The sequence below is a fragment of the Corynebacterium sp. HMSC035E02 genome (genome assembly GCF_001836065.1).
In the GTDB taxonomy this organism is placed as follows: Bacteria; Actinomycetota; Actinomycetes; order Mycobacteriales; family Mycobacteriaceae; genus Corynebacterium; species Corynebacterium hiratae.
This window is the reverse complement of sequence record NZ_KV827305.1, coordinates 1-11,413: the sequence shown is the minus strand read 5'-3', so window position 1 is coordinate 11,413 and position 11,413 is coordinate 1. Positions and strand designations below refer to the sequence as shown.

9 protein-coding genes and 3 pseudogenes are annotated in these 11,413 nt (G+C 51.7%); 7 read left to right on the top strand and 5 right to left on the bottom strand.

The features are described from left to right. Positions 1-308: 308 nt before the first annotated feature. From HMPREF2635_RS13805 to HMPREF2635_RS01875, 5 genes and pseudogenes are all read right to left on the bottom strand, one after another. Positions 309-899 (bottom strand): annotated as a pseudogene (locus HMPREF2635_RS13805) (ABC transporter ATP-binding protein); the annotation flags it as partial. 365 nt (positions 900-1,264) lie between these two features. Continuing rightward, positions 1,265-1,751 (bottom strand): annotated as a pseudogene (locus tag HMPREF2635_RS13800) (ATP-binding cassette domain-containing protein); the annotation flags it as partial. Between the two features lie 20 nt (positions 1,752-1,771). Then, on the bottom strand, positions 1,772-2,563 hold the full coding sequence (locus HMPREF2635_RS01885; protein ID WP_070821187.1) for an ABC transporter permease subunit: 792 nt from the start codon (positions 2,561-2,563) through the stop codon (positions 1,772-1,774). Then, positions 2,560-3,507 carry an ABC transporter permease gene (locus HMPREF2635_RS01880; protein ID WP_035010180.1) on the bottom strand — a complete coding sequence of 316 codons (948 nt, stop codon included), beginning with the start codon at positions 3,505-3,507 and terminating at the stop codon, positions 2,560-2,562. Before HMPREF2635_RS01880 ends, HMPREF2635_RS01885 begins: the two co-directional genes overlap by 4 nt. 1 nt (position 3,508) lies before the next feature. Continuing rightward, positions 3,509-5,041: an ABC transporter substrate-binding protein gene (locus HMPREF2635_RS01875; RefSeq protein WP_035010183.1), complete on the bottom strand. Its 1,533-nt coding sequence runs from the start codon at positions 5,039-5,041 to the stop codon at positions 3,509-3,511. Between the two features lie 164 nt (positions 5,042-5,205). Between HMPREF2635_RS01875 and HMPREF2635_RS13600 the strand changes: the two genes are divergently transcribed. From HMPREF2635_RS13600 to HMPREF2635_RS01850, 7 genes and pseudogenes are all read left to right on the top strand, one after another. Next, a complete protein-coding gene (locus HMPREF2635_RS13600; RefSeq protein WP_232745341.1) occupies positions 5,206-5,760 on the top strand; it encodes a Fe(II)-2OG oxygenase family protein in 555 nt (184 codons plus the stop codon). Then, on the top strand, positions 5,724-6,173 hold the full coding sequence (locus HMPREF2635_RS13595) for a TauD/TfdA family dioxygenase (RefSeq protein WP_232745339.1): 450 nt from the start codon (positions 5,724-5,726) through the stop codon (positions 6,171-6,173). Before HMPREF2635_RS13600 ends, HMPREF2635_RS13595 begins: the two co-directional genes overlap by 37 nt. Next, positions 6,170-7,162 (top strand): ornithine cyclodeaminase, encoded by a 993-nt coding sequence (locus tag HMPREF2635_RS01865; protein WP_046648446.1) that lies wholly within the window; start codon positions 6,170-6,172, stop codon positions 7,160-7,162. Before HMPREF2635_RS13595 ends, HMPREF2635_RS01865 begins: the two co-directional genes overlap by 4 nt. Continuing rightward, positions 7,156-8,544: an alanine racemase gene (locus HMPREF2635_RS12835; protein ID WP_076772194.1), complete on the top strand. Its 1,389-nt coding sequence runs from the start codon at positions 7,156-7,158 to the stop codon at positions 8,542-8,544. Before HMPREF2635_RS01865 ends, HMPREF2635_RS12835 begins: the two co-directional genes overlap by 7 nt. Positions 8,545-8,562: 18 nt before the next feature. Beyond that, the gene (locus HMPREF2635_RS01860; protein ID WP_035011700.1) at positions 8,563-9,624 is read left to right on the top strand and encodes a PLP-dependent cysteine synthase family protein; all 1,062 of its coding nucleotides are present in this window, start codon (positions 8,563-8,565) and stop codon (positions 9,622-9,624) included. After that, positions 9,540-11,060 carry an MATE family efflux transporter gene (locus tag HMPREF2635_RS01855; RefSeq protein ID WP_237746008.1) on the top strand — a complete coding sequence of 507 codons (1,521 nt, stop codon included), beginning with the start codon at positions 9,540-9,542 and terminating at the stop codon, positions 11,058-11,060. Before HMPREF2635_RS01860 ends, HMPREF2635_RS01855 begins: the two co-directional genes overlap by 85 nt. A 74-nt stretch (positions 11,061-11,134) precedes the next feature. Continuing rightward, positions 11,135-11,413 (top strand): annotated as a pseudogene (locus HMPREF2635_RS01850) (hypothetical protein); the annotation flags it as partial.

The following is an 11,413-nucleotide window of genomic DNA, read 5'->3' as shown; positions in this document are numbered from 1 at the left end:
TACGTGTCCACGATTTGCGGGCAACCCCAAATGATTGCGGTGGTTGAGTGGTGTTTTTAGTGTTAGTGTTATGACGTTAAAGCGCTAACGTTTTAACGCTAACGTTTCCTGACTTAGGTCATTTTAGTGGCCCTTCCGGTTTTAGAGTGCGTTGATTTTGTCCTGTAGTTGTCCGGAGTGGATTAGGCATCGCAAGATGTAGTGGTTGAGGTGATGATGGTGCTGAAGCACATCCCGCGCCCGATCTTCAAGATGCTGCCTATTTAAGGTCTGGAGGGGACCAAGGCCCGAATAGCAGGGCTTTGGTCTCAACCCACAGCTGCAGTTCCAATTGGGATAACCGTGGAGCAATACGATTGCAGCAGCTCATCATCGTGACTGACTAGAACTATGCCCATTCCCTCGCTGTTGAGTTCTTGCAGAACGCTCATCACTTTGGTCGCTGCTTGATAATCAAGCGCCGAGGTAATTTCATCGCAGAGCAGGAGCTTTGGGCGCACGGCTAGAGCACGTGCGATTGCAACACGCTGCCTCTGCCCTCCAGAGAGTCCACTTGGCTTACGCTGTGCGAGCTGCTTATCGATACCGACTTTATCGAGTAAATCTATTGCCGCTCGGCGTGCGTCACGGCGTCCCCTTACCGACACCCGGGCTGCACGCTCTACGGCATCGAGCGCGGTCATTTTCGGGTTCAACGTAGAGGCAGGATCCTGCGGAACTATCTGCATCATCAAACGATTCTTCCGTGGCCATGTACGCTTAGCTTCACGAGTTACACCAGCACATTCAATCTCACCCGACTCTGCGTGGTTTAGCCCGATTAGGCACCGAAGTAGTGTCGACTTTCCGCTTCCCGACGGTCCCTTGACCCCAACCATAGTGCCACGCTGTACAGCGAAAGAGAGGCCCTGAAAAAGAGTCACGCGTTCATTATTCACGCAGCTCAGGTTGGAAACTCTTAAGACTGGAGACGCGCCCGCCCCTGCCCCCGCCCCCGGCATAGATTCACCAATCGAGGCTTTGGAGAGTTCTGTGACCTGGATGCCTTTCGTTACTGAACGCGGGCTGTGGCCAGAAGTCGTCTCTACACTCTGGCGTTCCACGCGCTGGGTGATCGAATCGCTTTTTTCCGTTCCATTCCCGACAGCCACGACCGAGTCAATGCAAATCGCAAGCTTAGGAACCTGGTGGGCGGTGAAAATGACCGTAACGCCACTATCCGCGAGGCCTCTTAGCAGATGAGCGATTACCGTCGAAGTATCGGAGTCAAGGCCGGCGAAGGGCTCATCAAGAGCGATGGCTTCAGGCGAACGCGATAGTGCCCGAGCCAGTGCCACCCGTCGCTGCTGTCCACCAGAAAGCTGGTGAATACGTCGGGAAGCAATGCTGGCTGGAAGATCTACACGCTGCAGCAACGCTGCAACGTCGGCCGCTGGAGCTAGCTCCCGGAGCATCCGGGCTACTGACATCAATGGTGGCAACTCGGCGCCCGGATCCTGTCCTACGAAAGCAATGTGCTCACGGCGAAAATGAGCTAATTCACATGATGAAAGCTCCAGCGGGTTTACATCTCGCCACTCACTGGACTCGACAGAAACCTCACCAATTACTTCCGATCTCTCCGGTACCGCACCAATCAATGCCTTTAAAAGTGAGGTCTTCCCGGAGCCGCTCACCCCAGTTAAAACCGTAATTTCACCCGCTCGGGCAGTGAGCACTGTGCGGGGTAGGATAACGTGCCCGCTTTGCATCACGGAAATATCTACATCAATCACGAGCTCGGCACATCCTTCGGTTCCTTCTGCCTCCCATTAATCAGGGCCACTACAGCAATCGATGTCGCTGCCAACGCGGCGGCTGGTGCAAGTACTGACCAGGGGTTCAGTGATATTCCACTCGCGTTATCCCGCACCATCGCTGACCATGCAAACTCACCGAGGCTTCTCCCGACCCCAAGGAAGCTCGCCGTAGCCAGCACATACAGCGCTTCGATAATGCGAAGACTCCATACCGAACGAAGTACTGCGGAAATATTGGGAATGATGTCCCGCAAGATTATCGAGACGGTCGATACGCCACTGCCCAGCGCAGCCTGAACATAACCAGCGTTAGCAACGGGATAGGTGGCGCTGGCGACCACACGGGCAGCATAAGGCGTACCCACCACAACCGAAACACCAATAAGCGCTGGTAGCCCACCATTGGGATACAAGACTGCGGTTAAAAGCAAAAGAATTACTGCGGGCACCAAGATGGTGACATCCGCCACTGCTTCAATAAAGAAGCCCAGTTTTGGCTTTAGCGACCCCAAGATACCGAATAGAGCGCCAAATGCCGTGGTCAAAGAACCGACGATAATTGCAGTTACGACCAAGGACCGGCCACCGACAAGCACTGCAGCGCCCACGCTTCTCCCCAGGTGTTCTGTTCCTAGGAAACCCTCCTCGTTACCGTTAGCGAAGGGCACGCCATGCGCCGACAGTTCAATGCCAAACAAACCAGCAGCGACCGGTCCGCCTAACACTAGGGCGATAAAGGCCCCCGCTAAAAACCTTCGAATCATAGTTGCACCTTCGGGGTGAATGCGACTTTTATTGCATCTGCCACAGTCAGCAACACCAATATGATCGCCCCTGTTACAGCAAGTACGGCAAGAATCACCGAGATATCCCGTTGCGCGACTGCATTAGACACCAAAAGCCCCACTCCAGGATGGTTAAATAACGCTTCGACTGTGACTGTCCCTGCTACCAAAACACCTGCTGTTGTAGCCATTGAAGTAGCAAATGTCGGTGCGGATAGCGGCAGGATATGTCGAAGTGCCAGCTGATTTCCCACGATTCCGTTTAGCTCAGCATTGCGGACCGCAGTGTTGTGAGAAGCATCCTCGAACGCTGCGAAAAGCATTCTCGAATTCCAGGCCGCCTGAGGAATTACCAGCGCCATAACCGGTAATGCGTACATACTTATCTGGGTTGGCAAGCCTTCCGCGGTGATAGTGACCGCGGGAAACCAACCAAGCCAGAGAGAGAATACCGCTACCAGAAACACACCAACGACAAACTCTGGTAGCGCAATTAATGCCACTGTCGATCGGTCAATAATGTGCGAAATCCAGGGTTTTTCAGCACGTGAAGCCCAAAAAATGGCGATTGCTACCGAAAGAACAGCAGTGACTAAAAATGCCATACCAGTTGTTGCCAGCGTCACAGGCAGCGCTGAACTCAGCAGATTAATAATCGGTACTCCGTTTACGGAAGTACCAAAGTCGCCCGCAAACGCACTTCCCAGCCAGCTCAGGAAGCGGGCCATAAGCGGCTTATCAAGATTCAGGTTTCTTTCTAGCGCTGCCAGAGCTTCCGGGGTCCGGTTTGCGCCCAAGATTGCGGAGGCAGCATTACCGGGCAGCCAATCAATCGCTACAAAAACAAGTCCGAGAACTGCGAAAAGTAAGCCTCCACGAATTATCAGCCGAGGAATAAGCCAACGCGCGATTTCCGCTGGCACACTAAGCCTTCTGGACGGTTTCAAGAAGGACACGACCATAGCCTGGAGCCTTAGGCAGACCACTCAAATTAGCTCTCGCAATATCGACTCCGTCAGATGCACCCCAGACCAGATACCCGGATCGCTCGAACTCAATCTTCTGCAGCTGGCGGCTTAGCTGGTTAATTCTCTCAGTATCGGTGCTTTCCAGTACCTGGTCATAGATCTCGTTGAATTCAGCATCATCAAATGCGGTCTCATTAGAGGCCGCGTCACCGTCGAGAACCTTCCCGGCGAAGAAGAGCACGGAATCGTTAGTTCCCCAATAGCCACAATATAGGTCTGCCTTGGTCCATGTCTCGTCGTAGAAAGTACCCGAATCCTGCTCCACTACATTGAGAGTCATGCCGATTTCTTTCACCTGATCAGCGATAACCTTCATCGCCTCTACTTGACCCGGAGCCTCAGGGGTAACGTACAAGTCATACGTTTTCTCAAGGTCAAAATCTGCCTCTTGGAGGAGATTCTTCGCTTTCACAACGTCACGCTTACGCACTAACGAAGAATCCAGGTTCGAATCTGCCGTTCCAAGAATGTCGTTTGCAGGGGTTCCATAACCGGAGAGAGCTCGTTGGATGATTTGCTCCCGATCAACTGCAAGGCGCAGCGCCTGACGAACTTTCACATCTGAGAAAGGCCCATCTGAGGTACGCATGATTAGTGGAATAACCGAGTCATTCATCCGGCGCACAATCTTTATATCTTCATTTCCTTCGACGGATCGGGCCGCAATAGGACCCGCAGCTTGAGCTAAGTCAATTTGCCCGGACAACAGCGCATTAGTCATTGCGGTGGAGTCTTCAAATGGAATGACATGGACCTCAGCAACTCCTGCTACTGTTCCGTGATAGTTATCGAAACGCTTGAGCTTAGCAGAACCATTTTCCCAACTGACCAGCTGGAACGGCCCCGATCCAATGGGCTTTTCAGCAGAAGAACCCTTCTTCATCACGAAGGTCATCAATCGCGCAAGCATCGGAAGCTGTGAATTCGGTTCCGCAGTTTCCATCACAACGACGTTGGCTCCAGCAGCACGAATGCTATCAGGCATCACTGGAAGCCGGAATGAGTTTTCCTCATCCGAAAGCATCTTCTTCAACGACCACACGACATCTTCAGATGTGACCGAGGAACCATCATGGAAGGTAGCGCCGTCGGCAATCATAAATTCCCACTCAGTCGGATTATTCTGTTTCCATTCCTGCATCAGGCGTGGCACTACAGTTTCTTTCTCGCCCGGCACCGTCAGAGCCTCCCAGATCAGGGAGCTAATAAGCATATCTGAATCATTAGGCAAAAGCTGGTAAGGGTCTCGTTGAGCGCTTGCCGCTTTCCCGAGAGCCCCAACACGCAGCACATTAACGTTTTCGACTTCATCCCCACTGGCAGCCCCATCCCCTGCCGTCGACTCTCGTGACGTACACGCCGTCAGAAAAGTGCCTGTCCCAATAACTGCCATTGCAGCGAGGAATTGGCGTCGAGAAAAATTGGTCATGATGGTTCCTTAATCTCTAAGAAAGACTGCCCACAGGAGAAAAGACATTACTAACAACTACAGCAGCAGTAAAGCTTAGGCAAGCCTACTAACGAAATTCTTTTAAGAATAATTATCTAGGTCACCCTTTACAGCATAGGTTACCCTCACCTAATCTCTTTGTCATGCAGAATTTGCACCTGAGCCAAGAACTCTCACACAGGATCGTTAAAGCTGCCGACGAACTGGCTGCGACACAGAAGATTAACTCTCCCGACTCGTACAATGCCATCAATCATCTTTTGACTGATGAGCTGGAGGAACTGAAAGAACTAATTCTGCTCTCCCCTACTGCCCATGCCACTTCCATCCATGGACTTCCCTTCCCTGCAGTTCACGGACCTACCCCAGCCACGTGGCAGGAATGCGTTGGCAAGGTCCGAACCTGGAGATTCGTTCTTGCGATTATCGCTAGCGCTGTCGGTCGCCCATTCGGATGGTTCGGACAGCAGAAAGGCCGTATCACCACAGACTTGGTGCCGACCCGCGGCCAGGAGAACCAGCAAGTTGGCGCCAGCAGCAACACCACATTGACTCTGCACACGGAAGATGCTTTTCATCCGCGGCGCGCGACGCACTTCGCTTTATTTGGTCTTCGTAACCCCAAAAATGTCGGCACTACGCTGGCCCCCATCGATGAAGCATGGCATCTACTCGATGTAGATTCGAAAAAATTCTAACCGGGGACGGAGCCATCATTATTCCAGATGCATCTTACGGTGATTACGAATATGCAGCTCCTACTGCCATGACATCAATCTGGAAAACTGATGGCAATTTAGGCATGAGGTTTGACCCCGCCTACACAGACAAAAATTCTGGAACCTTACAGTGGTGGGAGGCATTTGAGAAGCTTCAACAGGCTCTTCACACTGTCACCTATACGGTGCCTATAAAGCCAGGTCAGATGGTCATCATCAACAATGACCGATGCGCCCACGGACGAGTACCTTTCGTAGCCAACTACGACGGGACCGACCGCTGGATGCTACGCATCAACATTATGGGAACCAAAAACACACGCCCCATCAATGAAATCAACGAACCCGGCTACGGCCAACACATCCGATTTATGGATGGTGAAATCCTATGAAACAGCGAACTAACCTGACCGTCCTCAGCAGATCAGAATTAGCTCAAATAAAAATTTCACCCGAGTCCGTACTCGAGTCGGTGAAATCCGCTCTCATCGAGCTCGACCAGCCAGGAACTCTGTGCCCAGGGAAAATCAAAGTTGAAGTACCTGAAAGCGTGAGTTACTCGATGGTCGGCAGAAGTCGTTCTTCAAATTCCGTCGGATTCAAGACTTCCTATACCCATTGGAGCAAAACTCACCAACAAAGCGCCAGGGATAGAAGCTATTACACGACCCTCACACTGTACGACGATTCCAGCGGATATCCTATTGCACTTCTCGACGGCGCTGCGGCAGGAACTCTCAGAACCCCGGCAGTCTCAGCGCTATTGGCACAGTATGCTGGTGCAATTCCTCAGAGCGCTCTCATCATCGGTTCGGGAACCCAAGGACAAAACGCAGCCCCTTTTCTCCTTGAAACCTTTGAAACATTAAACACGATTTATCTCGCCGGCAGCCACAGCGTGGGACTAGAGAAAGGCGCCAAGATTGCATCAACAGCAGCAGTGAAGCTTGGCCGAAAAATAAGAATCAAGATTGTAGACGATCCTACAACTGTGAGTTCAAACTGTGATCTCATTATCGGGGCCGCTGGACCTGAGACTCGTTGTACTGTCACAGCATCCGATATTCCCCGGCACGCAACCGTCGTTGTTGTGGGCTACGGAATCGCCCCTGATATCTGTCATCAAGCGAGCAGAGTCATCACGACGAGTATCGAACAGATGAATGTTACCGGTCGCGATTACGCTGACACCGATGGTCGGTTGCCGAATGTCCATGCCGAACTATCCGATTTGCTCCGCAAAGGGCGCAAACTGCCTCGTATTGACGAAACTACGTTTTGCTATAACAGCGGACTAGTTCTAACCGATATCGCTGTCGGCCAAATCCTCGCCAAGGAAGGTCTTAAGCAGGGATTCGGGACGGAGATATCCCTGTGGTAAGTGCCATATCATGCAAGATTGATGTTCCAAGCTGGCAAACGGCTCTGATTGGCTCAGGGAAACTTGACTTCATTGCTGAGCTTTCCGACACCCCTTTTCATGTCCTTTGCCCAAACCAATTTGCTCAAACACTTTCAGCCTGGCATACAACCGCTAAGGAAGTCGGCATTAAATTCGGTATCCGGTTTGGCAAAAAGGCAAATAAGTCCGCGCACTTCAGTCGCGAGATAGCACTGAGTGCTCTTCGTGGTTTCGACAGTGGAATCGATGTCGCCAGCGTCGAAGAGTTCCAATCATCTCTGGCCGCTGGTGTACCAGGAAATAAATTAATCATTACTGGTGCTACACCGAGTCGAGAACTTATCCATTTGGCAGTTTGCCACGATGCAACTCTAACGATTTCCAATGAAGTAGATTCAAGAATAATTTCCCAATTTGTCGACGAAATCGATACGCCTAATCAGCTCCGAGTTCTTCTCCGGATTGCGAACCAAACCCCCTCCACACGGTTTGGTATGAGCATCGATACCGCCTTGTCTCTAACCGCTCGTCTTAGCCAAGGCCGTGCCAACATCGAAATTACCGGCCTAAGTTTCCACTGCAACGGTTATGACCTCCACGAGAGGATAAACATGTCGCATCTGGCAATCGACACCCTACTCAAGGTGCGCTCCCTGTCTCCACGGGCCGACACTATTTCCATTGGAGGTGGATTTCCCACAAGCTCAGTCGAGTATGGAGTCTGGCGAAACCTGCAATCTCGACTAAAAAACGAAATGTTCATAGATTCGGATAAACCTAAAGACCAATATCCGTTCGGATCACCTTTATCCGGACAATACTCACTACGGTTTATAGCTAATCAACATCGCCCACTGACACGTCGAGATATGGAGTCCACTCGACGCAGCTCGGACTCCATGGCTCAGCGCGCTCATCGTCACAACATAAAGATTTTGGCAGAGCCTGGACGGTCTTTATGCCAGTTCGCGGGTGCTAGTTTCTTTCCTGTTCTTTCGTGTCACGCATTGCCCAATGCTGCACGGACAGTAACTGTCGTACGTGGAACTAGTCTCAGCCTCTCAGAGCAATGGTTCAACTCGGAGTATTATCCGGACCCATACCTTGTGCGCAACGGAGTCATTATCGACTCGGGAGTAGCTACCGCAACAGCAGTTTCCGGATCAACGTGCTTAGACAGCGATTATCTCAGCAAAAGAATGATTCAACTCCCCGACAGGCCTCGACCTGGAGATTTCCTAGTCTATCCCGACACAGCCGGGTATCAAATGGACTCGAACGAGTCTGCTTTCCACGGATATCGGATTCCTCAGAAATACGCCTTTAATCCTGTCACCATGACCATCACGGAAGATCGCTAGAACAGAGGCCAAATAAAGATGCCAAAAAGAATTTATACGCAGATGTCTCAACTCATTGGCAATACTCCTCTGTTCGAGCTTGTCTGTACGCCCCAGAAAAGTCGCGTTTTGCTTAAGCTCGAGCAATTCAACCCAACTGGAAGTGCGAAAATCCGGATGGCCCAGTCGATGATTAAGGCGGCAGAGCAGGATAACCGACTTCAAGAGCATGGCACTATCGTTGAATCGACTTCCGGTAATACTGGACAGGGCTTAGCACTTCTTGCACTTGAGCGCGGATACGACTTCGTAGCAGTCGTCGATAATCATTCTTGTAAAGATAAATTGAACTCCATGCGTGCAATGAATGCACAGATGTGCTTCGTTTCCAATCAAGATGACGATTCGCTCGCCACATCGGCTAGAGAAAACCATGCTGAGGAGCTCGGCAAACAACACGGCTGGGTATTCATGAAGCAGCATGACAATGTCGCAAACTCGATGGGTTATTACCCTGCAGCTGATGAAATTTTGAATGATCTTGGGGAAAGTCCGACTCATATCATTAGTGCCGTAGGCACAGGTGGAAGCCTCTTTGGAGTTACTGAACGTCTCCATCAATTGGGACACCGTCCCACTATTATAGGCGTCGAACCGGAAGGTTCCATTGCATTCGGTGCTCCTGGACACGACTATTGGCAATCTGGAACGGGCACCCCCGAAGGTGCAGTTATCGGCACTTCAGTTCGCTACGACTTACTCGACTACGGAGCAAAGGTATCCGACAAAGCAGCTTTCGCTGCATGCCGAACAATCGGAAAGCACATGGGGCTTCTACTGGGAGGATCTGCTGGCGGAGCCGTAATAGCAGCCCTCGAGCTCCTGCCGGGCTTTCCCGCTGGCTCTACATCGTTGACCATGGTGTGCGATGGAGGGGAAAAGTATCTAGATACCGTATTCAACGATGAGTGGATGTCCGAACGTGGTTTACTCGATGTCGCCCTCGAGGACAAAATTTGGGAACAAGTTATGTCATTGCGCGCTGGGGAAAGCCCAATTTCGCTAAATTCAACACGAGTTTCATGGTCGAAGGAAAAGTAGTGCCCGGAGCTACCTCTCAGAAACTAAACCGCCAGATTTTGGCGTTGTCTCTTCCCCTTGCCGGCACACAGCTTGCGAATATCGCAATTTCAACCACCGACACTTTCATGATGGGCCAACTTAGCCTCGGGGCTCTTGCTGGCGGAGGTTTGGCAGTTGTGTGGTTTAACCAGATACGCACAATGGCCGTGGGCCTATTAACACCGCTGGGCAATAGAATTGCGTCGGCTCATTCACTCTACGAAAGCAAATCTCGCGAGCGAGCGGACTCCGAACTATCTGCCGCTACGCTGCAACGCGAAATTCGCAACCTCTCACGCGCCGGCTGGCTATTAGCAACTGTCAGCGGTCTAGTGGGAGCACTGGTTCTGATGGCGATTGCCTACGCCCTACCGTTTTTCGGCCAGTCCGCTGAGATTAGTTCCGCAGCCACTTCCATGATGTGGTTGCTCGCGCCAGGTCTTGTTCCTTGTTTGTGGTTCCAAGTCTCCCGTCAGTTTTGTGTAGGCCTCGGCAAACCAAAATCGCTACTACACATAACCGTGGCGATGATCGTAGTGAATGCAGCGTTGAACTACGCGCTCGGTTTTGGATTCGGGCCGTTTCCTGCATTGGGTCTGCTAGGCATTGGACTGTCCACCACACTGGTTCATTTATTGTCGGCCCTAATTTATCTGCGAATCACCATCCGAGATCCCGACCTCTCAACTTTTCTTGCCCTCGATTTCTGGAGTGCCGACGGAGACACGATGCACGGAAGGCTCCGTCACCTCGTCCGCACTCAGCTTCGTCTGGGGCTTCCAGTCTCAGCAACCTACGGAGCCGAAGCGGGCATGTTTTCTGTGCTGGCGATGGTCATGGGATCCTTTGGCACAGAAGCACTCGCAGCGCACAACGTCGTCTATCAAATAACCTTTATTGTTTTCCAGATTGGTGTTGGGTTCTCCCACGGCAGCTCTATTCTTGTGAGTCGCGCTTGGGGTCTGAATGACAACTCCCTTGCACGCCAAGTCGGCATTCGAACTCAAACGATGATGGCTGCCATCGTTGCTGTTGCTTCCGTCAGCTTTCTTTGCGCTCCCCGCCTCGTACTTTCCCCATTTATAAGCAGCTCCGAGAAATCCAATGCCACCGAGACATTAAGCATCGCATTGGGGTTGTTGGCTATTGGCGCAGTGATGGAATTTGTCGATACTGCACAAAACATAGCTATCGGTCTCCTGCGCGGGATTAGCGACACCACTACTGGTTTGAAGGCATCCCTCACTGGTTATTGGATTATAGGTTTGCCAGCTGCTTTAATACTTGCTTTTCCCATCGGTCTAGGGCCTCACGGGGTGTGGTGGGGATTGGTCATCGGGCTTGCCAGTTCTTCAATAATCCTTTGGAGAGCTTTCCTTCTCGCGACGCGTAAAGACCTTACCGTGAAACTCTAAAGAACTCGTCCCTCAAAGCGATATCCACGTCGCAGGTATCCGGTCGTTCACGTTCGTGTGCAACACTTAAAAGCATGGTTGACAAGCAGGCCGACACCTCATCATGCAGCGAAGCCCAACAGGCTTCGCCAGCTTTTGACGAAACTACAGAGTTTTCCACAAACCGGCTCGCAGGCGAGTTCACCGACGAAGACCGTTACGAGATTTTCAATGATGACCAGCTCTCCCTCAAGGCTGCCTTGATTTACCTGGTCGCAGCGCTTGTGGGCGGTTCGGTTATCGCTCTGGCGTCCTGGTTCGCCTTCCACCGCCTGAAGTTTTTAAATCCTAGGGCGATGCCGCGTAGGTGTTCG

Bases quoted from the DNA above. Each gene is read 5' to 3' on its own strand.
- HMPREF2635_RS01860 (WP_035011700.1), top strand. From the start codon at position 8,563: ATGCCAAAAAGAATTTATACGCAGATGTCTCAACTCATTGGCAATACT.
- HMPREF2635_RS01865 (WP_046648446.1), top strand. From the start codon at position 6,170: ATGAAACAGCGAACTAACCTGACCGTCCTCAGCAGATCAGAATTAGCT.
- HMPREF2635_RS01875 (WP_035010183.1), bottom strand. From the start codon at position 5,041: ATGACCAATTTTTCTCGACGCCAATTCCTCGCTGCAATGGCAGTTATT.
- HMPREF2635_RS13600 (WP_232745341.1), top strand. From the start codon at position 5,206: ATGCAGAATTTGCACCTGAGCCAAGAACTCTCACACAGGATCGTTAAA.
- HMPREF2635_RS01885 (WP_070821187.1), bottom strand. From the start codon at position 2,563: ATGATTCGAAGGTTTTTAGCGGGGGCCTTTATCGCCCTAGTGTTAGGC.
- HMPREF2635_RS13595 (WP_232745339.1), top strand. From the start codon at position 5,724: ATGGCATCTACTCGATGTAGATTCGAAAAAATTCTAACCGGGGACGGA.